Origin of the sequence: Micromonospora sp. NPDC023644 (assembly GCF_040640115.1) — a bacterium.
Lineage (GTDB): Bacteria > Actinomycetota > Actinomycetes > Mycobacteriales > Micromonosporaceae > Micromonospora.
In genome coordinates, this window is record NZ_JBFABA010000006.1 from 98,949 (window position 1) to 120,380 (window position 21,432).

Sequence of the window (21,432 nt, forward strand, 5' to 3'; positions counted from 1 at the left end):
TGACGACGGGTGATTCACGCCTCACTCCAGCACCGGGACGAAGACCGCCAGGAGCAGGTACGCGGTCGGCAGCGCGAAGAGGATCGAGTCCAACCGGTCCATCAGGCCGCCGTGCCCCGGGAGCAGGTTGCTCATGTCCTTCACCCCGAGGTCCCGCTTGATCATCGACTCGGCGAGGTCACCGAGGACGGCGGCACCGGAGACGGCCAGCCCGAAGAGCGCACCCCACCACGGGGCCACGTCGAGGAGCAGCCAGAGCAACAGGGCGCTGCCCAGCGCCGCGGCGGTGACCGAGCCGGCGAAGCCCTCCCAGGACTTCTTCGGGCTCACCGAGGGGGCCATCGGGTGCTTGCCGAAGCTGACGCCGGCCGCGTACCCGCCGGTGTCGGAGAGGACCACCGCGGCCAGCGTCACCAGCACCCGCAACTCGCCGTCCTCGGGCACCGCCGCCAGCAGCGCGGCGAACCCGCCGAGGAACGGCACGTACACGGCGATGAGGGTGGCGGCGGTCAGGTCCCGCTGGAAGCCGCCCGGCCCGTCGCCGAGCCGCCAGACCATGGTGCCCAGCACGGTCACCAGCAGGCCGAGGCTGAGCGCGTCGGGGCCGGAGAACCAGGCCAGCCCGACGGTGAGCACCCCGCCGGCGACCAGCGGCACCAGCGGCGGATGGGCGCCGCTGCGGCGTACCGCCCGGGCCATCTCCCAGATGCCGACGCCGACCGCCGCGGCCACCACCACCAGGAAGGCGGGCGGGTAGAAGAACAGCGGCACCACGATCAGGGCGCCGAGACCCACGCCGACGGCGATGGCCGCCGGCAGGTTGCGCCCGGCCCGGCTCGGGACGGGCTGCTGGGTCGGGGGCCGGTCCACGCCGGCCCGGCGCCGGCCGCGCTGCCGGCGGCCCAGCGGCCGCGCGGGCTCGGGCTCCGGCTCGACGTCCCGGACCGGTTCGAGCTGGGTGGTCGGGTACTCGGAGTCGTCGGGCTGGCCGCGGTGGCCGTTCATCGCGGCCGGGTCACCGCCGGCCACCACGTCGGCGGGCGGGCGGGGCTGGGCCGGCGCCTCGGCGTACGCGTCAGGCAGAACGGCGGGACCGCGGTGCCACTGACCCGGATCGATCTCGGGCTCCGGCCAGGGGAGGCCGGGTGCCGGTGCGGGAGCGGGGGCGTCGGGGCGGTCCCAGCCGCGGGGCTCGGCGCTGCCGTGGGGATCGAGGTGGGCCATCACGCACCGAGCGGGACCGGCACGAGATCCATCAGATGACGCACAACCACAACCATTCCCCTACCCGCGCGACTGTTCCGTCCGGTTGACCCGCCCGACGGCCGGCCGATCCCCACCGTTCACCGCAGGGTGGCCGGGAATCCTGCCGAGCCTACTGCACCCACCGATCCCTCACGTCGGACCGGCCCCGCGCCGCCCTCCGACGACGGTGGCACCGGACCCCGCCGCCCGGGAGCGGACGGCGGAGCGCCGGTGCCACGATGCCGTCGTCGCCGGTGGAGGCCGGCGTACGGCTCACACCTCGAGAAGCTCGTTCTCCTTGTGCTTGACCAGGTCGTCGACGGCGGCGACGAAGCGCTGGGTCAGGTCGTCGAGTTCCTTCTCGGCGCGGCGGCCGTCGTCCTCGCCGACCTCGCCGTCCTTGACGAGCCGGTCCAGCTCCTCCTTGCCCTTGCGGCGGATGTTACGGATGGCCACCTTGGCCTCCTCACCCTTGTGCCGGGCGACCTTGATCATTTCTCGGCGGCGCTCCTCGGTCATCTGCGGCAGCAGGATGCGGAGCTGGTTGCCCTCGTTGTTCGGGTTGGCGCCGAGGTCGGAGTCGCGGATCGCCTTCTCCATGGCGTTGATCTGCGAGTTGTCGTACGGCTTGATGATCACCATGCGCGGCTCGGGCACCCCGATGGACGCCATCTGGGGCAGCGGGGTGGGGCTGCCGTAGTAGTCGATGATGATCTTCGAGAACATGGCGGCGTTGGCGCGACCGGTGCGGATCGCGCCGAACTCCTCCTTGGCGTGCTCGATGGCACGCTCCATCTTCTCCTCGGCCTCGAGGAGGGTGTCGTCGATCACCGGTCTCCTCGCCTCCTTCTGTGCTCGTCGTGGGCTTGTCGTGTCGGAGGGACCGCTGAGGTCGGGGTCAGACCGCTCAGGCGGTGATCAGGGTGCCGATCTTGTCGCCACCCACGGCCCGGATGATGGTGTCGTCGCCCTGCGCGCCGAAGACCAGCATCGGCAGGCCGTTCTCCATGCACAGGCTGAACGCGGCGGCGTCGGCGACCCGCAGGTTGCGCCGCAGCACCTCGGAGAAGGTGATCGAGTCGAACTTGCTGGCGGTCGGGTCGACCCGCGGGTCGGCGGTGTAGACGCCGTCCACGCCGTTCTTGCTCATCAGCACCACGTCGGCGCGGATCTCCAGGGCCCGCTGGGCGGCCACGGTGTCGGTGGAGAAGTACGGCATCCCGGCGCCCGCGCCGAAGATCACCACGCGGCCCTTCTCCAGGTGCCGGATGGCGCGCAGCGGGATGTACGGCTCGGCGACCTGGGCCATCGTGATCGCGCTCTGCACGCGCGTCTCGATGCCCTCCTTCTCCAGGAAGTCCTGCAACGCGAGGCAGTTCATCACGGTGCCGAGCATGCCCATGTAGTCGGCCCGGGCCCGGTCCATGCCGCGCTTCTGCAGCTCGGCGCCCCGGAAGAAGTTGCCGCCGCCGACCACCACCGAGACCTGCACGCCGCGGCGGACCACGGTGGCGATCTGCCGGGCGATGGCCTGCACGACGTCCGGGTCGACCCCGATCGCGCCCCCGCCGAACACCTCACCGGAGAGCTTCAGCACCACCCGGCGGGCCCGACCGGGGGGTGGCGCCGTCGGATCGTCCGCCGCCAGACTCCGGTCACTCACAACCTGCGTCATCCGCCCCGCCCTTCCCCATGCGCACGTCCCGTACGCCCCGTACCGCGAAACTGCCGTAGCCGACCCTATGTGACGAGGAGGCCGCGGTGCCTGTCACGTACACCGGCGGCCTCCTCGTCGACGTTTCCCTGCCCGCGGCGCGCGAAGCGCCCGGGGGCGGCTCAGGCCTGGCCGACCTCGAACCGCACGAAGCGGGTGACCTCGATGCCGGCCTCGGCCAGCAGCTGCTTCACCGACTTCTTGTTGTCGGCGACCGACGCCTGCTCGAGCAGGACGTAGTCCTTGAAGAACGCGTTCACCCGGCCCTCGACGATCTTCGGCAGGGCCGCCTCGGGCTTGTTCTCCTCGCGGGCGGTCTGCTCGGCGATGCGCCGCTCGGACTCGACAACGTCGGCCGGCACCTCGTCCCGGGTGAGGTACTTCGGCCGCATGGCGGCGATCTGCATCGCGACGCCCCGGGCGTCCGAGTCGGACGCCTCGTCGCCGGCCGTGCTCGTGTACTGCACCAGCACGCCGACCGCCGGGGGCAGGTCCTGGCTCTTGCGGTGCAGGTAGACGGCGGTGGTGCCGTCGAGCTTGGCGAACCGGTTGAGGACGAGCTTCTCGCCGATCTTGGCGGACTGCTCCTGCACCAGGTCGGCGACGGTCTTGCCGTCCAGCTCGGTGGCGAGCAGCTCCTCGGCGGTGCCGACGCCGCTGCGCTCGCCGTGCTCCACCAACTGCTGGGCCAGCTCGATGAAGGCGTCGGTCTTGGCGACGAAGTCGGTCTCGCAGTTGAGCTCGAGCAGCGCCTTGCCGGAGTGGGCGATCAGACCGTTGGCGGCCGTACGGCCGGCCCGCTTGCCGACGTCCTTGGCGCCCTTGACGCGCAGGATCTCGACGGCCTTGTCGAAGTCGCCCTCGGCCTCGGTCAGCGCCTTCTTGCAGTCCATCATGCCGGCGCCGGTGAGGTCGCGGAGCTTCTTGACGTCCGCGGCGGTGAAGTTGGACATGGCTCTCTCTTCGGTGTTGAGACTGCGGGTGGGTTGGTCCTGGTGCCGGTTACCCGGATCCGGGCGCGACGTGCCCGGCGTACCTGCCGCTTCCCCGCCGCCCGGGAGACCGGGCGGCGGGGAAGCGGCGGTGCGGTCACTCCGCGGCGGCGGTCGCCGGCTGCTCGACCGGCTGGGCCGGCTCGGCCTGCGGGGCCTGCTCGGCCTGCGGGGCCTGCTCGGCCTGCGGGGCCTGCTCGTCGGCCTTCTTCGGCTCCTCGAGCAGCTCGCGCTCCCACTCGGCCAGCGGCTCGTCGGAGGCGACGCCCGGCTCCGGCTTCTCGTCGCTGCCGCGACGACGGCCGGAACGGGCGATCAGGCCGTCGGCGACGGCGGCGGCCACGACCCTGGTCAGCAGCTCGGCCGAGCGGATCGCGTCGTCGTTGCCCGGGATCGGGAAGTCGACCTCGTCCGGGTCGCAGTTGGTGTCGAGCACCGCGATCACCGGGATGCCCAGCTTGCGAGCCTCGTCGACGGCGATGTGCTCCTTCTTGGTGTCGACCACCCAGATCGCGGCCGGCAGCTTCTGCATGTCCCGCAGACCGCCGAGGGTGCGGGTCAGCTTGATCTTCTCGCGGGAGAGCTGCAGGGTCTCCTTCTTGGTGTACCCGGCGGCGGTGCCGCTCAGGTCACCCAGGGCCTCCAGCTCCTTCATCCGCTGGAGCCGCTTGTAGACCGTCTGGAAGTTGGTCAGCATGCCGCCGAGCCAGCGGTGGTTGACGTACGGCTGACCGACCCGGGTCGCCTGCTCGGCGATGGCCTCCTGGGCCTGCTTCTTGGTGCCGACGAAGAGGATGCTGCCACCCTCGGCGACGGTCCCGCGCACGAACGAGTAGGCCTTCTCGATGTAGTCGAGGGTCTGGCGCAGGTCGATGATGTAGATACCGTTGCGCTCGGTGAAGATGAAGCGCTTCATCTTCGGGTTCCAGCGCCGGGTCTGGTGCCCGAAGTGGACACCGCTCTCCAGCAGCTGACGCATGGTCACGACGGCCATGGTGGGGTACTCCTCGTGGTCCCTGGTTGTCCCGCCCGGCCAGGCGGCCGGGCGTCCTGGCGCCCGGTCGGCGGCCATGGCGGGCCCGACCAAGATCGGGACCAGGGAGGCCGTCGCCCCACGACGGCTCGTGGAGAGGGCGCGCGAGGTCGACCGCGCAAGGCGGTCGCCAGTTGGCCAGTGTACGCCCCTTCCCCGCCCCCGATGCCTCGGGTGCGGGGAAGGGGTCGGAACGCCCATTTCCGGCACCAAACGCGCCGGTCGAGGGTCAGCCGACGGCGAGGGCGGCGGCGACGAAGAGCACCAGGCCGACGGTCAGGTACGCCGTCGGCGGGCGCAGCCAGCCCCGGCTCCCCTCCGCCAACGACAGCCCGCCGGTGCGCAGCCCGTACAGGCCGATCGCGAAGATCGGCAGGCCGCAGACCAGGAAGATCCCCACCACGATGTCGGCGGCCGAGACCGGGTCGCCGGTCACGCCGCTGAACAGCACCCGCATCGCGGGCACCTCGAACACCACGACCAGCAGGGTGAAGAGCGCGGCCAGCGCCGGCCGCCGGGTCCGGTAGACCCCGTCGCCCGCCGGCGGTCCCGGTTGCGGCGCGACCACCGGTGGGTACGCCGGCAGCTCCCCCGGCGGGAGGTCGGCGCGGGGCGCGATCGGCGGCATCGGCCCGGTCGGCATCTCCAGCGCGTTCGGGGTCTCGACCGGCCGGGCGGGCTCGTCGACCGGCTTCTCCGCCGGGTTCGTGGGCTCGGCGGCCCGACCGGGCGCGACGATCGGGTACCCGCCCAGCGGGGCCGGGCGGGGCGGCTCCACGGTCCGCTCGACGGGTTTCGCCCCGGCCAGGGCGTCGACCCCCGACGTCGACAGCGCGTCGCGCGCCCCCCTCGACTCCCGGGCGGCGCGGCGGCCCGGACGGTCGGTCGGCAGCTCCCCGGAGACGTCCGGATCCGCCTCGGCCCGGCGCGAGCGGCTCGCCCGGTATCCCTCCGTCTCCGACCGGGCGTCCCCGAGCGGCGGCACCGCGGCGAAGCGCCCCGAATCGCCCTCCCCGAACCTTGCGGGCTCCGATCCGGTGGCAGCGAACCGGCCGGAATCCTCCGGCCCGGTGACGGCGAACCGACCCGAGTCCTCCGGGCCCGTCACCGCGAACCGACCCGAATCCTCCGGCCCGGTGACGGCGAACCGACCCGAATCCTCAGGGCCCGTCACCGCGAACCGGCCGGAGTCCTCCGGTCCGGCGAAGCGGCCCCGATCGGCCTCGACCGCCCCGAAGCGCCCGGAGTCGGGCTCGACGGACCCGAAGCGTCCCGAGTCGGGCTCCGTCGACGGGCCGAAGCGTCCTGCTTCGCCGCGCCGGGCCCCCACGGAATCGCCGTAGCGGCCGTCCTCCCCGGCCCGGCGCGGCTCGGGGGCGCTCAGGTCGTCGTCCCGGTACCGGGTGTCGGCCGGGCCGCGCCAGTCCGCCTCCCCGTAGCCGCTCTCACGGTCACGGTCGCGGTCGCGATCCGCCGGATACCAGCGCGACTCCTGATCTTCGACAAAGTTCCGTCGTCCGTCCACGTCCGGCACCGTATGCGACCGGCTCCACGGACGCCATTCGCCCCCTGGGCACCCGCGTGCACCGGGTCACCGCGCGGCGACGGTCGGGCACGGCGGCGGGCGAGCCGGTCCGGCTGTGCGGTGCGGCGGGCGGTTCGTCGGGGCGGTGCGGTGCGCAGTTCGTGCCGGCGGTGCGGGTGCGCGGTTCGTGCCGGCGGTGCGGGTGCGCGGTTCGTGCCGGCGGTGCGGGTGCGCGGTTCGTGAGGTGGTCCGCTGGCGCCGACCGCATAGCACGCCGAGGGCATGATCGTCCGTTCGTCCACAGCGCGTCCGCCGTCCACAGCTTCCGCGGCGCGGGGCGGCGGCTTCCCGCCCGTCGGGTGCACCGTGCCGGCATGACGAAGCAGAACCAGGCGGTCGGCGCGTACGGGGAGCGGTGCGCCGTCCGGCACCTGATCGGGGCGGGACTGCGCCCGGTGGCCCGGAACTGGCGCTGCCCGGCCGGGGAGATCGACATCATCGCGTGGGACGGGCCGGTGCTCGCCTTCTGCGAGGTGAAGACCCGCCGCACCGACGAGTTCGGCCCGCCGGCGGAGGCGGTCGTACCGGCCAAGGCCCGCCGGCTGCGCGGACTCGCCGCCCGGTGGCTCGCCGACACCGGCACCACCGCCGACGAGGTGCGCTTCGACGTCGTCTCGGTACGCCTCACCGGCGCCGGCGCCGCCCGGGTCGAGCACCTCAAGGGGGCGTTCTGATGGGCGGGCCCGACCGGACGGGGGCCGGCGGCGCGGGCCGACGGGCGGCGTCGTGAGCTACGCGAAGGTGCTCTGCGTGGGCCTGGTCGGCGTCACCGGGCACCTGGTGGAGGTCGAGGCCGACCTGGCGGCCGGCCTGCCGGCGGTGGTCATCTCGGGGCTGCCGGACACCGCTCTGCACGAGGCCCGGGACCGGGTCCGCGCGGCCGTGGTCAACTCCGGTCAGCGGTGGCCAAACCGGCGGATCACCCTCAACCTGCTGCCGGCCGACCTGCCGAAGTTCGGCTCCGCGTTCGACCTGGCGATCGCGGCGGCCCTGCTGGGCGGCTCCGGCGAGCTGCCGCTGCTGCCGCTCGAACACGTGGTGGTCCTGGGCGAGCTGGGCCTCGACGGCACGGTCCGCCCGGTGCGCGGCGTGCTGCCGATGGTCGCCGCGGCGGCCCGGGCCGGCGTCGGAAAGGTGATCGTCCCGGCCGGCAACGCCGCCGAGGCGGCGGTCGTCCCCGGGGTCCGGGTCCGGGCGGTCGACACGCTGCACCGGTTGGTCAGCTTCATCCGCGACGGCTCGCCCCTGATCGAGCCGGAGCCGGACGGGCCGCCGACGGCCGGCGGCGGGCCCGACCTGGCCGAGGTCGCCGGGCAGGGGCTGGGCCGAAGGGCGCTGGAGGTGGCCGCGGCGGGTGGGCACCACCTGGCGCTGGTCGGGCCGCCGGGAGCCGGCAAGACCATGCTCGCCGAGCGCCTACCGTCGATCCTGCCGGAGCTGGACGACGAGGCCGCGCTGGAGGTCACCGCGCTGCACTCGATCGCCGGGCTGCTGCCGCCGGGCGGCCGGTTGCTGCGCCGCCCGCCGTTCCAGGCGCCGCACCACACGGCGACGGTGCCGTCGCTGGTCGGCGGCGGTTCCGGGCTGGCCCGCCCCGGCGCTGTCTCACTCGCCCACCGGGGCGTGCTCTTTCTCGACGAGGCGCCCGAGTTCAGCCGGGGCGCGCTGGAGGCGCTGCGCCAGCCGCTGGAGAACGGCCGGGTCCGGCTGGCCCGCAGCCGGGGCGGCGCCGAATACCCGGCCCGTACGCAGCTGGTGCTGGCGGCCAACCCGTGCCCGTGCGCCAAGCCGGCCGGGGACGCGTACTGCGAATGCCCGCCGCAGGCCCGGCGGCGCTACCTGAGCCGGCTCTCCGGGCCGTTGCTGGACCGGATCGACGTGCAGGTGCGGCTGCCGCCCGTCCGGGCGGCCGAGCTGATGGCGGCCACCGTCGACAGCGAGGCCTCCGCCACCGTCGCCGCGCGGGTGGCGGCGGCCCGGCGGGCGGCGGCCGCGCGCTGGGCGGTGCTCGGCCACCGGCTCAACGCCGAGATACCCGGCCCGTACCTGCGCCGCCCGCCCTGGCGCCTGCCCGGGCCGGACACGGCCGAGCTGCGGGCCCGGCTGGACTCCGGGTCGCTGTCGGCCCGGGGCTTCGACCGGATCATCCGCCTGGCCTGGACGATCGCGGACCTGGACGGTCGGGACCGTCCCGACCGGGAGGACGTCCGGGAGGCCATCCAACTGAGGACGGGGGACACGACGTGAGCACCGACGAGGAGACGCTGGCCAGGGTGGCGCTCACCTGGCTCGCCGAGCCGGGCACCTGGTCGGTGCACCGGCTGGTCGACCGGCTGGGCCCGGTGGCGGCGCTCGACCTGCTGCTCGACGGGGGCGCGCCGGAGGAGACGCTGCGCAACGCCGTGGCGGCCCGTTGCGCGGCCGGCGACGCCCGGGCCGTCGCGGCCGAGGCGCTGGCCCGAACGGACCGGCTCGGCGCCCGGATCGTCGTCCCCGACGACGACGAGTGGCCCGTACGGACCGAGGACCTGCGCCGGCTCCGGCTGCCCGGCGCCTACCGGCGGGTCGACGTCGAGACCGCTCCCCCGCTCTGCTTCTGGGTACGCGGCTCGTGGCCGCTCGGTGAGGCGTTCGACCGCTCCGTCGCGGTCGTCGGTGCCCGCGCCGCCACCGGGTACGGCACGCACGTCGCCACGGAACTCGGCTACGGGCTGGCCGACCGGGACTGGACCGTCGTCTCGGGCGGAGCGTTCGGCATCGACGCCGCGGCCCACCGGGGCGCGCTCAACGCCGGTGGCCGCACCGTGGCGGTGCTCGCCTGCGGCGTGGACCGCCCGTACCCGATGGGCAACGCGGCGCTGTTCGACCGGATCGCCGAGACCGGGCTGCTGGTCAGCGAGTGGATGCCGGGCGCCGATCCGCTCCGACCCCGGTTCCTCATCCGCAACCGGGTGATCGCGGCGGGCACCCTCGGCACGGTGCTGGTGGAGGCGGCCGCCCGCAGCGGCGCCACCCAGACCACCCACCGGGCGCTCGCCCTGGGCAAACCCAGCATGGTGGTGCCCGGCCCGGTCACGTCGGCGATGTCCGTCGGCGCCCACGAGACGCTGCGGGAGTACCCGAAGGCCCGACTGGTGACCGGCGTCGCGCAGGTGCTGGAGGAGGTCGGGCGGATCGGCGACCTGGCGCCCGTACCGCGCGGCCCGCAGCGGCCGGTCGACCTGCTCGACGACGACGCGCGGGCCGTCGTCGAGGCGTTGCCCCGCCGGGGGGCGGTGGACGTGGACGTCCTCGCCGCGCGGGCCGGGCTGCCCGTCCGTACCGCGCTGCGGAAGCTGTCGATGCTCGAGGAGCTGGCCCTGGTGCTCCGCCGCGACGACGGGTACGCCCTCGCGCCGCCGCCGGCCAGGAGCGCGACCACCGCGCGACCGGCTACGCCGGAGGGACCGTGAGCCCGGTCAGTCACCCTCGAAGCGGATCTCCATCGCGCGGTCCTGCCGGCAGCGCCGCGCCAGCCGGTCCAGCTGGCGCACGTGCGTCATCTCCGGCGTCGACCGGGCCACCTCGGCGAGGCAGCGCACCTCGGCGAGGAGCTGGGGCGCCTGGCCGGCGGGGACCACCAGCTCGCCGACCGGATCCACCCGATCGAGCAGCGGCGTGCGCCCGCCGCCCCGGACCCGCCTGACGAGATTCAGCAGCACGTCGTCGGGATCGGGCAGCACCTCCGCCGGCACGACGCGGCGCCGGCCGGAGCCCGCCCCGACCGCCCGGTAGAGGACGACGTCCACCCCCATGTCCGGCCCCCTTCGTCGAGCCTGGTCCCGTCGCGCGGCGACCACGACCAGGGCCCACCTCCGCTGGTACGACCAGTCTGCTCGCCTCGGCCGGCGCAATCCATCACCCGGGCCGCGCGCCCGAGGCGGGACCACCCGCGAGCCGGCTCGCCCGGTCGACTCCCGGCGGGCCCCGGCGGGCCAGCGGCCCAGCGCCCCAGCAGCCCGGCGGCCCAGCGGCCCAGCAGCTCGGCGACTCTCGGCGGTTCGGCTGCCTGCCGGTGCCGCCGGTCGACCGTAGGCTGGTCGTGTGCCGCCCGAGGATCCGCCGCCCACCGCCGCCACGGCCTCGCCCCGCACGACCGCACCCGCAGCTCGTTCCAACGGGGCGGGGACTCGCCCGCGAGGGACGCCGGCCGCCTTGGCTCGGCGGCCGGCGGGTCCGCGCCGCCGCGGACATGCGGACGGTCGCGAGGGAGCCGCCGTGCGGTGGGTGGTCGCGAGGCAGTCGTGGTGAGGCGGGAGGCGAACGGCACCCGGGCGACCCACGCGGCCCTCCCACCGGCGATGCGGGAGGCGGTGGACGACTTCGCCGGGCACCTGGCCGGTGTGCGCAACCGGTCCGCCCACACGGTCCGGGCGTACGTCGGTGACGTGGTGTCCCTGTTGGACCACGCCCACCGGATGGGCTGCGCCGAACTACCGGAGCTGGACCTCACCGTGCTGCGCAGTTGGCTGGCGAAGCAGCGGACGATGGGGGCCGCCCGGACGTCACTCGCCCGCCGGGCGGCCTCGGCGCGGACGTTCAGCGCCTGGGCGCACCGCTGCGGGCTGCTCCCCGCCGACGTGGCCGCCGCCCTGGCCAGCCCACGCGCCCACCGGGACCTGCCGACCGTGCTGCGCGCCGACCAGGCGGCCGCCCTGGTCGAGGCGCCGGGCCGGCTCGCCCCGGGTGTGCCGCCACCCGCCGAGAGCGACTCCCGGGCGTCGTCGTCCGATCAGGGCGACTCCCGACCGACGCCGTCCGCCGAGGACGGTTCCCGGGGCACGCCGTCCGTCGCCGGTGCCTCCCGGTCGACGTCGCCGCCGGAGGACGGCTCCCGGCCGACGTCGACCCCCGAGGACGGCTCCCGGCCGACGTCGCCGGGGTCGTCGGATCCGTCCCGGGCGGCCGACGGGGTCGCCGAGGCGGTGCTGCTGCGGGACCGGGCGCTGCTGGAGCTGCTCTACGGCACGGGGGTGCGGATCAGCGAGGCGTGCGGCCTCGACGTCGCCGACGTCGACCACGCGCGACGCGTCGTGCGGGTGTTCGGCAAGGGCGGCCGGGAACGCGCCGTCCCGTACGGGGTGCCGGCGCAGCGGGCGCTCGACGAGTGGCTGCGCCACGGCCGGCCGGCACTGGCCGCACCGCACTCCCGCGACGCGCTGCTGCTCGGCGCCCGCGGCGGACGGCTCAACCCGACGACGGCACGGCGGATCGTCAGCGGGTACGCGGACGCCGCCGGCCTGCCTCCGGTCAGCCCGCACGGGCTGCGGCACTCGGCGGCCACCCACCTGCTCGAGGGCGGCGCCGACCTGCGGGCGGTGCAGGAGCTGCTGGGCCACTCATCCCTGGCGAGCACCCAGATCTACACCCACGTCTCCGTGGAGCGGCTCCGCGCCGCCTACCGCCAGGCCCACCCCCGCGCCTGAGCCCCACCGTCACCAACCGCCCCGCGCCCCGGGCTCCCCGCCTGCGGCCCGGGCTCCTGCGGCCGGGGCCGCCTCCGCGCCCGCACACGGCCCCGGCCGGTCGCGAGCCGATTCCGAACAGCCGGACCTGACCAGCCCGGGCACGACGGACCGGAATCAACCGGCCCAGGCACGAAGGACCGGCACCGACCAGCCGGCACGACGGGCCGGCTGGCCTCCAACCAGGACGGGCCAGGACGGCCCGGGACCGCCCAGCCCAGGCAGGACGGGCAGGACGGGCGGCCCGTCAGGACGGGTTGACGGTCAGGATCGGCGCGGCGACGAGCCCGGCCCGTCGGGGGCCGAGCCCCGGAGCACGACGTGCGGCTCCCGCCCGAGGTCCAGGCACATCCGCACGTCGTCGTAGCGTTCGTCGCCCACCTCGATGACGTTCGGCAGCCGCCCCCACTCGCGGAAGCCGAGGCGCTCGTAGAGCTCGATGGCACCGTGGTTGTTGCCGCGCACGCCCAGCGCCAGGGTCTCGATGCCGGCCTTACGGGCGTCGTCGACCAGTGCGCCGGTGACGAGGCGACCGATCCCGCGGCCACGGGCGGCGGGGTGTGCGGTGATCTTCTCCAGGTCGGCGTAGTGGGCGAAGATCGGCTTCGGACCGCGCCGCCACGTCCCGGTGCCCACCACCCGGTCGTCCAGCACGGCGAGGACCAGCGCGGCGTCGCCGGCCTCGACCAGACCGAGCACCCCGTCCAGCCAGGCGTCGGTCTCGGCGCGGCCGGGCGGGACCGCGTACCCGATCGCACCGCCGCGCTCGGCGACCGCGTGCAGCACCCGGTGCACCTCGGCACGGAGCTGCCGGTCGGCCACGGTCGGCCAGCGCAGTTCGACGTCCATGACCAGCGATTCTCCGGGATCGAGGAGGGTCGACCGACACGGGCACCCGACGCGACGGCGCCCCGGACGGGCGCCCGGCGGACCGTACCCGGCGGAACGGCGGCGGGACATCGACCGGTCGCTACGATCGTCGGGTGAGCCTCCCGCAGCCGCCCGAGCCGATCGCGGCAGCCCGCCTGCTCTTCTCGCTCGACCCGGCGGTCAGCCATCTGAACCACGGTTCGTTCGGCGCGGTGCCGATCGCCGTGCAGCGGTCCCAGCAGCGGCTGCGCGACGAAATGGAGGCCAATCCGCTGCGCTTCTTCACGCAGGGCCTGGTCGACCGGATCACTTACACCCGCCGGCACCTGGCCGGCTTCCTGGGCGCCGACCCGGACGGCACCGCGCTGGTCCCGAACGCCACCACCGGCGTGGCCGTGGTGCTCCAGTCGCTCGGCCTGGGCCCCGGCGACGAGGTGCTCACCACCGACCACGGCTACGGCGCGGTCGGGCTCTCCATCGCCCGGGAGTGCCGGCGTACGGGGGCGGCCACCCGGGCGTTGCCCGTCGCGTTGGCCGCCTCGGACGAGGAGATCCTCCAGATCGTCCGCGCCGGGCTGCGCCCCGGCCGGACCCGGCTGCTCGTCGTGGACCAGCTCACCTCGGCCACCGCCCGGCTCTTCCCCGTCGCCGCGATCGTCGGCGTGGCCCGCGAGCACGGGATACCGGTCCTCGTCGACGCCGCGCACGCCCCGGGCATGCTTCCGACGCCGGTGGGCGACGTCGGCGCCGACTTCTGGGTGGGCAACCTGCACAAGTGGGCGTACGCGCCGCGCGGCACCGCCGCGCTGGTGGTCGCCCCGCCGTGGCGGGAGCGGATCGAACCGCTGGTCGTCTCCTGGGAGCAGGAGTCGGGGTTCCCCGGCCGGGTCGAGTGGGCGGCGACGCAGGACTACACGGGCTGGCTGGCCGCGCCGGTGGGCCTGTTCACGCTGCGCAGCCTCGGCGTCGACCGGGTACGCGGGCACAACGCAGCGCTGGCGGCGTACGGCCAGCGGGTGCTGGGGGACGCGCTCGGGGTGGCCTCCGCCGACCTGCCGGACCCCGGCGGACCCGGGATCGCCATGCGGATCGTCCCGCTGCCGGCGGGCCTGGCCACCACGCTCGACGCGGCGCGGGCGCTGCGGGAGCGCATCGCCGAGCGGCTCGCCACCGAGGTCGCGGTCATGGCGTGGAACGGGCGCGGCTGGCTGCGGCTCTGTGCCCAGGTCTACAACACCCTGGACGAGTACGAGCGGCTCTCGGTGCGGCTCCCCCCGCTGCTCGCCCAGCGCTGAGGCGCGAGGAAGGGCCCCTTCCGACGTTCCGCCGTGCAGGAAGGGCCTCCTGACCGGCAACCCCACCACCGCAGCTCCCCACGTTCACCGACAGGCGGACGAGCGGCGCGGGCGAACGACCCGACGAGCGGCGCGGACCGACAACGTTGGACGAACGGCACGAACGGCCCGGACGAACGGCGCCCGGATGGTCGGCGCGCTGGCGAACGGCGCGCGGGCGGATGGGGTCGGCCCGGGGTCGACACCGTCGAGCGGCAGCAGCCGCACGGGTCCCAGGCCGAGCAGGGCCAGCGGATCCAGGTAGTCGGCGCCGCGCCGCAGCCCCCAGTGCAGGCAGGCGGGAGCGGGGCAGCCCGAATGGCCCGTGAGCAGGGCGCCCAACGGTGTTCCGGCGGCCAGGCGGTCGCCGGGGCGCACCGCGGGCGACACCGGCTCGTGGGTGGTCCGCAATCCGTCGGCGTGCCCGACCGTGACGACGGGCCGGCCGGCCACCAGGCCGGCGAAGAGCACCGTGCCGGCACCGGCGGCCCGCACGGTCGCGCCCGGCGCGGCGGCCAGGTCGACGCCCCGGTGCCCGGGCAGCCAAGGCCGTGGCGGCGGGTCGAACCGGCGGACCGGGCGCGGGACGCCGTCGAGCGGCCACCGGAAACGCGCCGCCCGCAACGCCGGAGCCCAGGACGCCACGGCCCCGAACGACGGGACCCCGGACGACGGAATCCCGGACAACCCGGCCCAGGGCGGCACGGCCCCGGACGACGCCACCCCGGACGACGCGGCCCAGGGCGATCCGACCCCAGGCGACCCGGCCACGGGCACCACGACGCCGGGCGGTCCCGACCCGGACGTCGACGCGGCGGCACCTCCGACGGCGGGCGGCCGGAGCGCCGCCGGCACCGGCGAGGGGACGGGCGCGGCGGCCGGCCCCAGGGACAGCAGGGCGGCGCAGAGCACGGCGGCGCCGGTACGCGTGGCTGGTCGCATGGGGCGCAGCCTGCCCGGCGGGCGTTCGCCACCGCCACCCGCGACGCCCGCTCCTGTGGACGGCGGCTGTCCTGTGGACGGACGCCCGGAAGCGAATCGATCTGCTACGGGGCCTGCGGCCGACCCACGAGGCCGCGACGCCACGACGCAGCGACGCCACGAGGCCGCGACGCCACGAGGCCACGACACCGCGAGGCAGCTAGGCCGCGAGGCCACGACACCGCGAGGCAGCTAGGCCGCGACTGCCGGCTGGCCGCCGGCCCGTCGGGCGGGCCCGAGGGCGGCGGCCGGCGCCGGCGAGGCCCTAGGCTGGGTCGGACGAACGGCGGAGCCGCCGCCGTCCGGCCCGGGGAGGCCTCGATGACCACAGTGGACGACGTCAGCGGGCCCTCCCGCGTGGCGGAGCCGGGCGAGGGGATCACCGCCGAGGAGTTGCAGCTCGCCGCCCGCAACCACGGCATCCCGCTGGAGGCGCTGCGCTACGACGTGACGCCGGCCGGCCTGCACTACCTGCTCATCCACTACGACATCCCGGACCTCGACCCGGCCACGCACGCGCTGACCGTGGCCGGCGCGGTGGACCGGCCGCTGACCCTCGACCTCGCCGCGCTGCGCGAGCGGCCCCGGGTCACCCGCCGCGTGACGCTGGAGTGCGCCGGCAACGGGCGCGCCCTGCTGCACCCCAGGCCGGTGAGCCAGCCGTGGCTGGTGGAGGCGGTCGGCAACGCGGAGTGGACCGGCACCCCACTGGCGCCGCTGCTGCGCGAGGCGGGAATCGCCGCCGACGCCGTGGACGTCGTGTTCACGGGCGCCGACCACGGCGTGGAACGCGGCGTCGAGCAGGACTACCAGCGGGCGCTGCCGGCCGCCGACGCGCTGCGCGAGGAGGTGCTGCTGGCGTACGAGATGAACGGCGCTCCGCTGCTGCCGCAGCACGGCGCCCCGCTGCGGCTGATCGTGCCCGGCTGGTACGGCATGGCGCACGTCAAGTGGCTGCGCGCGATCGACGTACGCACCGAGGCGTTCGACGGCTACCAGAACGCGGTCGCCTACCGGCTGCGGCGGGACGCGGACGACCCCGGGGTGCCGGTGACCCGGATCGAGCCGCGGGCGCTGGTCCGGCCGCCCGGCTTCCCCGACTTCATGTCCCGCACCCGCGTGCTGCGGCCCGGTCCGTGCACGCTGGACGGTCGTGCCTGGTCCGGTCACGCCCCCGTCGTCTCGGTGGAGGTGACCACCGACGGCGGGGCCAGTTGGCGACCGGCCATCCTGGACGAGCAGGTCGGCGGGGAGTTCGCCTGGCGCCGGTGGCGCTACGAGTGGACGGCGTCGCCGGGGAGGCACGTCCTCCGGGCCCGCGCCACCGACGCCTCCGGCCGCTGCCAGCCGGCCGAGCAGGCGTGGAACCGGGGCGGTTTCGCCAACAACCTCGTCCAGCGGGTCGAGGTCGTGGTGCTGTCGGCGTGAGGCCGGCCGCCGGGAAGGAAAGAGACGACGGCCTCGCGGCGGTGGGGGTGCCGACGGGGCCGTACGCCCGGCGTCGCGGACGACCGGGCGGCGGACCGGCGGTGGATCAGCCGCCGAAGCCGGAGTCGGCGGGCAGCGAGATGTCGGGCTTCTCCAGCTCCTCGACGTTGACGTCCTTGAACGTCATCACCCGGACGTTCTTCACGAACCGCGCCGGGCGGTACATGTCCCACACCCAGGCGTCGTGCATCTCGACCTCGAAGTAGACCTCGCCGTCGGAGTTGCGCACGTGCAGGTCGACCTGGTTGGCCAGGTAGAACCGGCGCTCCGTCTCCACCACGTAGGAGAACTGGCGGACAATGTCGCGGTACTCCCGGTAGAGCTGCAGCTCCATCTCGGTCTCGTACTTCTCGAGGTCTTCCGCGCTCATCGCACTCCGCCTTCCATGACCACATCTTCCCCCACCGACGCCGGAGGCTGAGGCTGCTCGCCCAACGCCACGCCGACGGTACCCCCTGGCGGGCAGGAGCGCTCCATCGGCTCGTCCCGCCTCGCGTCTGCCGGCCGTCGCGACCGGGGCGGGGCGCCGTCGCGACCGGACACCGTCGCCACGTTGACGTACGAGAACCGGTGCTCCCGGCACGGCCCCCGGTCGCGCAGCGCCGCGGTGTGTTCCGCGGTGATGTAACCCTTGTGCTCGGCGAACCCGTAGCCCGGGAACACCCCGTCCAACTCGACCATGATCCGGTCCCGGGTGACCTTGGCGAGCACGCTCGCCGCCGCGACGCAGGCGGCCACCCGGTCGCCCTTCCACACCGCCAGCCCCGGCACGTCGAGGCCGTCCACTCCGAAGCCGTCGGTCAGCACGTAGTCGGGGCGGGTCGTCAGCGACGCCAGGGCGCGACGCATCGCGGCCAGGTTGCACACGTGCAGGCCCCGCTCGTCGACCTCCTCGGCCGGAATGACCACCACGGCGTACGCCAGCGCGCGGGCCACGACCTCGTCGTGGATCCGCTCCCGGCTGGCGGGGGTGAGCAGCTTGGAGTCGGCCAGCCCGTCGATCTCGCCGCGGCGACCCTCGGGCAGGATCGCGGCGGCGGCGACCAGCGGCCCGGCGCAGGCGCCGCGACCCGCCTCGTCGGCCCCGGCGACGTGCCGGAAGCCGCGCCGCTGCAACGCGCGCTCCAGCGCGTAGAGCCCGCCCTCGCGGCGCACGACCGTGCGCGGCGGCGTCAGCACGGCGCGCCCTCCCCCGCCGTCGGCGCCGCCGAGGCGGCCAGCGCCCGGGCCAGCACCGCCGGCAGGTCCGGCGGGTAGTAGCGCTCCCCGCTGGCGGCCAGCTCGTCCGGCTGCCACCACCGGTGCGCGGCGACGCTGGCCCGCTCGATTGCGTTGAAGCCCGCGGTGTCGACCTCGTGACTCGTCACCCGCACCAGGAAGAACTCCTGTTCCTGCCGGTACCACACGCCGTCGAAGGGGAACTCCGTCACGTCGCGGTGCACGGGCGCGCCGAACGCCGGGGCCGGCAGCCGCAGCCCGGTCTCCTCGGCCAGCTCCCGCGCGGCGCACTCGGGGTAGGTCTCCCCCGGGTCCAGGCCGCCGCCGGGGGTGAACCACCAGCGGCCGTGCTCGGGGCGGGCCGGGTCGGAGCCGCTGAAGAGCAGCACCCGACCCGCCGCGTCGACGAGCAGGACGCGCGCCGCACGCCGGGGGGTGTAGACGGTCACCGCACCAGCCTGCCAGACGCCGCCGACAACGCACACGCCCGGCGACCCCTACGGCTCGGGGATGGCCTCGTACTGCTCGGGGACGCTCAGCCAGGTGGCCCGGCCGACGGGCCAGAAGACGGTGAAGGCCCGCCCCACGACGTCGCCCTCGGGGATGGTGGCGACGGTGATGTTCTGACCGGACTGCTGCCAGTGCTCCAGCGAGTCGCCCGACGCCTCGCGGTGGTCGCCCATCACCCAGAGCCGGCCCTTCGGGACGGTGATGTCGAACTCCTCGGCGGTCTTGTCCCCCGGGAAGATGTAGGGCTCCTCCAGCGACTTGCCGTTGATCACCAGCCGCTCCTGCGCGTCGCAGCAGACCACGTGGTCGCCGCCCACGCCGATGACGCGCTTGATGAAGTCCTCGCCGTCGGGGTTGGCGCTCCACTCCAGGGGGGCCTTGAAGACGATCACCTCGCCCCGGTGCGGGGACCGAAAGTCGTAGACCAGTTTGTTGACCAGCACCCGATCGTCGATCTGGAGGGTGTTCTCCATCGACGGGGAGGGGATGAAGAAGGTCTGCAGCACGAAGGCGCGCACCAGCACCGCGACCAGGATCGCCACACCCAGGAGGATGGGGAGTTCCTTCCAGAAGGAGCTGCGCGGCTTGTCGGTCTGCTCGTCAATCACGGCAAGAGCCTACGTTGCCCGGCCGGACGCCACCGTCCGGAACGCGCGAGAACGGCGAGCGCGGCAGCGATCGGGACGAACAGCACCGGACCGCCCTCCGGCGTGGAGCGGACCGGGGGCGGGGCGCCGGTGGAGGCGCCCGGCGGGCCGGCGACGTGGTCGAAGGTCGCGGGCACCGACAGGGCGCTCCAGCGCGACGACGGCCAGACCACCGTGAACGCCCGGCCCACCACGTTCTCGATCGGCACCGGCCCCTGGCAGCGGGCGTCCTGGGAGACCATGCGGTGGTCGCCCATGACGAAGATCTGCCCAGGCGGGACCACGACCTCCTCGAAGCGCCGGGACCGGCACTCGCGGGCGTTGGGCGGGATGTCGAGCGGCGAGTCCCGCAGGACGTACGACGACTCGTCGAGCGGCGTGCCGTTGACCAGCACCCGCCCCTCGGCGTCGCAGCACTTCACCCGGTCGCCGGGCAGGCCGATGACCCGCTTGATGAAGTCCTTCTCGCCGGGGCGGCTGACGCCGACGAGGTCGCCGACGGTCCGGCTGAGCTTGCCCGCGAACCCGGGCTCCGGCCCCTCGTCGACCTGCGAGGCCCACCGGTCGGTGCCCCGGAAGACGACCACCTCGCCCCGCAGCGGGTCGCGCACGTCGTAGACGACCTTGTTGACCAGGACCCGGTCGCCGACGAGAAGGGTGTCCTCCATCGAGCCGGAGGGGATGAAGAACGCCTGGAGCAGGAAGGTGCGGATCAGCACCGCGAGGCAGAACGCGACGACGAGCAGCAGCGGCAGTTCCTGCCAGAGGGGCATCTGACGGCGGGGCCGGCGGGCCCGGCGGCGCCACGGGTCGACGGCGCCGTCCTCGTCAAGCGTCTGCACCACGCCACTCTCCGGTCAGCAGAAATGACACTACCGCCCGGGAACCCCGTCGGGGCTCCCCGGGCGGTAGTGGCCGTCGCTCCGCCGTCGAGGCGGGACGTCGCCCGGCTGCGCCCGTAGCGACCAGGGTAGTGCGCTCCGGTCGGTACGACATACGCGCAGCTCGGGCGGCGTGGCGAGCGCGAGGTCAGCTGGGCTGCTTCTCGCGCTTCTCCTTGATCTTGGCCTTCTTGCCCCGCAGCTCGCGCAGGTAGTAGAGCTTGGCGCGGCGGACGTCACCGCGGGTCACGACCTCGATCCGGTCGATCGCCGGGCTGTTGATCGGGTAGGTGCGCTCGACACCGACACCGAAGCTGATCTTGCGGACCGAGAAGGTCTCGCGCAGACCGTCACCCTGGCGGCGGATGACGACGCCCTGGAAGATCTGGACACGGGACCGGTTGCCCTCGACGACCCGGGCGTGCACCTTGACGGTGTCACCGGCACGGAAGTCGGGGAGGTCGGTGCGCTTCGACTGGGCGTCAAGGGCGTCCAGGATGTTCATCGCTGCGTCCTCGTGAGGCTCACGGCGCACCGTCAATCGGTGCGCGGGTGGGTGATTCTGATCCCCGGGTGGCGGTCGGTGACCCGACCCCGGTCGGGGATCCTCGCAGCCGTCCGCGGCGCGGCCGGTTGCGGCAACCCCCCTACTTTGCCACATCCCCCGACGGCACCTGAAATCCGGCCCGGTCCAGCGCGGCGACGTCCCGCTTGTCCAGGCGGTCCGGGTCCAGCGCGGCGAGCATGTCGGGACGGCGCGTCGCGGTGCGGGTCAGCGCCTCGTCCCGCCGCCAGCGGGCGATCCTGCCGTGGTCGCCGGAGCGGAGCACCTCCGGCACCTCCAGCCCCCGCCAGGTCGCCGGCTTCGTGTACATGGGGGCCTCCAGCAGCCCGTGGGCGTGCGACTCCTCGGCCAGCGAGCCCGCGTTGCCGAGCACGCCGGGCAGCAGCCGGGTGACCGCCTCCAGGATCACCAGCACGGCCACCTCCCCGCCGAAGAGGACGTAGTCGCCCAGGGAGACCTCGGTCACCGGCATCCGGGTGGCGGCGTGGTCGAGCACCCGCTGGTCGATGCCCTCGTAGCGGCCACAGGCGAAGAGCAGGTGCGGCTCGGCGGCCAGCTCGTGCGCCGTCGCCTGGGTGAAGGGGACGCCGGTCGGGGCCGGCACCACCAGCCGGGGCGGGGTCACCTCCGCCGGGGCGAGGGCGTCGAGCGCCTCGCCCCACGGCTCCGGCCGCATCACCATGCCGGGACCGCCGCCGTAGGGCGTGTCGTCGACCGTGCGGTGCACGTCGTGGGTCCAGATCCGCAGGTCGTGTACGGCCAGCCGCAACGTGCCGTTCGCCCGCGCCCTGCCGATCAGCGACAGGTCCAGCGGGGCGAAGTACTCCGGGAAGATCGACACGATGTCGACGCGCATGCGGGGCTG

At 74.8% G+C, this 21,432-nt stretch carries 21 protein-coding genes and 1 pseudogene; 6 read left to right on the plus strand and 16 right to left on the minus strand.

What is annotated here, in order from left to right:
- Nucleotides 1-21: 21 nt before the first annotated feature.
- From AB0G08_RS07210 to AB0G08_RS07235, 6 genes are all read right to left on the minus strand, one after another.
- The gene (locus AB0G08_RS07210) at nt 22-1,224 is read right to left on the minus strand and encodes a phosphatidate cytidylyltransferase (protein WP_358084412.1); all 1,203 of its coding nucleotides are present in this window, start codon (nt 1,222-1,224) and stop codon (nt 22-24) included.
- Between the two features lie 294 nt (nt 1,225-1,518).
- Entirely contained in the window at nt 1,519-2,076 is a 558-nt protein-coding gene (frr, locus tag AB0G08_RS07215) for a ribosome recycling factor (RefSeq protein ID WP_089001534.1), read from the minus strand.
- 76 nt (nt 2,077-2,152) lie between these two features.
- The gene (gene pyrH / locus AB0G08_RS07220; protein WP_091096741.1) at nt 2,153-2,920 is read right to left on the minus strand and encodes a UMP kinase; all 768 of its coding nucleotides are present in this window, start codon (nt 2,918-2,920) and stop codon (nt 2,153-2,155) included.
- Between the two features lie 161 nt (nt 2,921-3,081).
- Nucleotides 3,082-3,912, minus strand: a complete 831-nt coding sequence (gene tsf / locus AB0G08_RS07225; protein ID WP_121396087.1) for a translation elongation factor Ts — start codon at nt 3,910-3,912, stop codon at nt 3,082-3,084.
- A 136-nt stretch (nt 3,913-4,048) separates the two neighbouring features.
- Nucleotides 4,049-4,945 carry a 30S ribosomal protein S2 gene (gene rpsB / locus AB0G08_RS07230; protein WP_358084415.1) on the minus strand — a complete coding sequence of 299 codons (897 nt, stop codon included), beginning with the start codon at nt 4,943-4,945 and terminating at the stop codon, nt 4,049-4,051.
- A 268-nt stretch (nt 4,946-5,213) separates the two neighbouring features.
- A complete protein-coding gene (locus tag AB0G08_RS07235) occupies nt 5,214-6,509 on the minus strand; it encodes a hypothetical protein (RefSeq protein WP_358084418.1) in 1,296 nt (431 codons plus the stop codon).
- 374 nt (nt 6,510-6,883) lie between these two features.
- On the opposite strand from AB0G08_RS07235, the gene AB0G08_RS07240 reads away from it, so the two are divergent.
- The 3 genes from AB0G08_RS07240 to AB0G08_RS07250 are packed head-to-tail and all read left to right on the plus strand — an operon-like array spanning nt 6,884 to nt 10,021.
- Nucleotides 6,884-7,243 carry a YraN family protein gene (locus tag AB0G08_RS07240; RefSeq protein WP_358084421.1) on the plus strand — a complete coding sequence of 120 codons (360 nt, stop codon included), beginning with the start codon at nt 6,884-6,886 and terminating at the stop codon, nt 7,241-7,243.
- 52 nt (nt 7,244-7,295) lie between these two features.
- Entirely contained in the window at nt 7,296-8,816 is a 1,521-nt protein-coding gene (locus AB0G08_RS07245; RefSeq protein ID WP_358084424.1) for a YifB family Mg chelatase-like AAA ATPase, read from the plus strand.
- Entirely contained in the window at nt 8,813-10,021 is a 1,209-nt protein-coding gene (locus AB0G08_RS07250) for a DNA-protecting protein DprA (RefSeq protein WP_358084427.1), read from the plus strand. The genes AB0G08_RS07245 and AB0G08_RS07250 overlap by 4 nt, the downstream gene beginning before the upstream one ends.
- A gap of 6 nt (nt 10,022-10,027) precedes the next feature.
- Here AB0G08_RS07250 and AB0G08_RS07255 read toward each other — a convergent pair whose 3' ends face one another.
- A complete protein-coding gene (locus tag AB0G08_RS07255; protein WP_357872116.1) occupies nt 10,028-10,363 on the minus strand; it encodes a hypothetical protein in 336 nt (111 codons plus the stop codon).
- A 546-nt stretch (nt 10,364-10,909) separates the two neighbouring features.
- Between AB0G08_RS07255 and AB0G08_RS07260 the strand changes: the two genes are divergently transcribed.
- A complete protein-coding gene (locus AB0G08_RS07260) occupies nt 10,910-12,034 on the plus strand; it encodes a tyrosine-type recombinase/integrase (RefSeq protein WP_358084694.1) in 1,125 nt (374 codons plus the stop codon).
- A 303-nt stretch (nt 12,035-12,337) separates the two neighbouring features.
- Here AB0G08_RS07260 and AB0G08_RS07265 read toward each other — a convergent pair whose 3' ends face one another.
- A complete protein-coding gene (locus AB0G08_RS07265; protein ID WP_358084430.1) occupies nt 12,338-12,922 on the minus strand; it encodes a GNAT family N-acetyltransferase in 585 nt (194 codons plus the stop codon).
- Nucleotides 12,923-13,056: 134 nt separating this feature from the next.
- On the opposite strand from AB0G08_RS07265, the gene AB0G08_RS07270 reads away from it, so the two are divergent.
- Nucleotides 13,057-14,238: an aminotransferase class V-fold PLP-dependent enzyme gene (locus AB0G08_RS07270; protein WP_358084432.1), complete on the plus strand. Its 1,182-nt coding sequence runs from the start codon at nt 13,057-13,059 to the stop codon at nt 14,236-14,238.
- Nucleotides 14,239-14,322: 84 nt separating this feature from the next.
- Here the strand turns inward: AB0G08_RS07270 and AB0G08_RS07275 are convergent, their stop codons facing one another.
- Nucleotides 14,323-15,219: a peptidoglycan DD-metalloendopeptidase family protein gene (locus AB0G08_RS07275; protein WP_358084435.1), complete on the minus strand. Its 897-nt coding sequence runs from the start codon at nt 15,217-15,219 to the stop codon at nt 14,323-14,325.
- Nucleotides 15,220-15,579: 360 nt separating this feature from the next.
- Here AB0G08_RS07275 and AB0G08_RS07280 point away from each other — a divergent pair, with 360 nt between their 5' ends.
- Entirely contained in the window at nt 15,580-16,686 is a 1,107-nt protein-coding gene (locus tag AB0G08_RS07280) for a sulfite oxidase (RefSeq protein WP_358084438.1), read from the plus strand.
- 106 nt (nt 16,687-16,792) lie between these two features.
- Here AB0G08_RS07280 and AB0G08_RS07285 read toward each other — a convergent pair whose 3' ends face one another.
- From AB0G08_RS07285 to trmD, 7 genes and pseudogenes are all read right to left on the minus strand, one after another.
- The gene (locus tag AB0G08_RS07285; RefSeq protein WP_007075222.1) at nt 16,793-17,116 is read right to left on the minus strand and encodes a DUF2469 domain-containing protein; all 324 of its coding nucleotides are present in this window, start codon (nt 17,114-17,116) and stop codon (nt 16,793-16,795) included.
- Nucleotides 17,113-17,925: a ribonuclease HII gene (locus tag AB0G08_RS07290; RefSeq protein WP_358084440.1), complete on the minus strand. Its 813-nt coding sequence runs from the start codon at nt 17,923-17,925 to the stop codon at nt 17,113-17,115. The genes AB0G08_RS07285 and AB0G08_RS07290 overlap by 4 nt, the downstream gene beginning before the upstream one ends.
- Complete coding sequence (locus tag AB0G08_RS07295; RefSeq protein WP_358084443.1) at nt 17,919-18,413, minus strand: NUDIX domain-containing protein; 495 nt, start codon at nt 18,411-18,413, stop codon at nt 17,919-17,921. The genes AB0G08_RS07290 and AB0G08_RS07295 overlap by 7 nt, the downstream gene beginning before the upstream one ends.
- Nucleotides 18,414-18,461: 48 nt before the next feature.
- The gene (lepB, locus tag AB0G08_RS07300; RefSeq protein ID WP_357872134.1) at nt 18,462-19,082 is read right to left on the minus strand and encodes a signal peptidase I; all 621 of its coding nucleotides are present in this window, start codon (nt 19,080-19,082) and stop codon (nt 18,462-18,464) included.
- A 9-nt stretch (nt 19,083-19,091) separates the two neighbouring features.
- Nucleotides 19,092-19,966 (minus strand): annotated as a pseudogene (gene lepB / locus AB0G08_RS07305) (signal peptidase I).
- Between the two features lie 184 nt (nt 19,967-20,150).
- Nucleotides 20,151-20,507, minus strand: coding sequence for a 50S ribosomal protein L19 (gene rplS, locus AB0G08_RS07310; RefSeq protein ID WP_089001547.1), 357 nt, complete (start codon nt 20,505-20,507; stop codon nt 20,151-20,153).
- Between the two features lie 142 nt (nt 20,508-20,649).
- Nucleotides 20,650-21,423 carry a tRNA (guanosine(37)-N1)-methyltransferase TrmD gene (trmD, locus tag AB0G08_RS07315; protein ID WP_358084446.1) on the minus strand — a complete coding sequence of 258 codons (774 nt, stop codon included), beginning with the start codon at nt 21,421-21,423 and terminating at the stop codon, nt 20,650-20,652.
- Nucleotides 21,424-21,432 lie beyond the last annotated feature (9 nt).

Excerpts from the sequence above, each read along its gene's own strand:
- AB0G08_RS07260 (WP_358084694.1), top strand. The coding sequence starts at position 10,910 with ATGCGGGAGGCGGTGGACGACTTCGCCGGGCACCTGGCCGGTGTGCGC.
- AB0G08_RS07240 (WP_358084421.1), top strand. The coding sequence starts at position 6,884 with ATGACGAAGCAGAACCAGGCGGTCGGCGCGTACGGGGAGCGGTGCGCC.
- tsf (WP_121396087.1), bottom strand. The coding sequence starts at position 3,912 with ATGTCCAACTTCACCGCCGCGGACGTCAAGAAGCTCCGCGACCTCACC.
- rpsB (WP_358084415.1), bottom strand. The coding sequence starts at position 4,945 with ATGGCCGTCGTGACCATGCGTCAGCTGCTGGAGAGCGGTGTCCACTTC.
- AB0G08_RS07285 (WP_007075222.1), bottom strand. The coding sequence starts at position 17,116 with ATGAGCGCGGAAGACCTCGAGAAGTACGAGACCGAGATGGAGCTGCAG.
- AB0G08_RS07210 (WP_358084412.1), bottom strand. The coding sequence starts at position 1,224 with ATGGCCCACCTCGATCCCCACGGCAGCGCCGAGCCCCGCGGCTGGGAC.
- rplS (WP_089001547.1), bottom strand. The coding sequence starts at position 20,507 with ATGAACATCCTGGACGCCCTTGACGCCCAGTCGAAGCGCACCGACCTC.
- AB0G08_RS07255 (WP_357872116.1), bottom strand. The coding sequence starts at position 10,363 with ATGGGGGTGGACGTCGTCCTCTACCGGGCGGTCGGGGCGGGCTCCGGC.
- pyrH (WP_091096741.1), bottom strand. The coding sequence starts at position 2,920 with ATGACGCAGGTTGTGAGTGACCGGAGTCTGGCGGCGGACGATCCGACG.
- trmD (WP_358084446.1), bottom strand. The coding sequence starts at position 21,423 with ATGCGCGTCGACATCGTGTCGATCTTCCCGGAGTACTTCGCCCCGCTG.
- AB0G08_RS07280 (WP_358084438.1), top strand. The coding sequence starts at position 15,580 with ATGACCACAGTGGACGACGTCAGCGGGCCCTCCCGCGTGGCGGAGCCG.
- AB0G08_RS07275 (WP_358084435.1), bottom strand. The coding sequence starts at position 15,219 with ATGCGACCAGCCACGCGTACCGGCGCCGCCGTGCTCTGCGCCGCCCTG.
- AB0G08_RS07265 (WP_358084430.1), bottom strand. The coding sequence starts at position 12,922 with ATGGACGTCGAACTGCGCTGGCCGACCGTGGCCGACCGGCAGCTCCGT.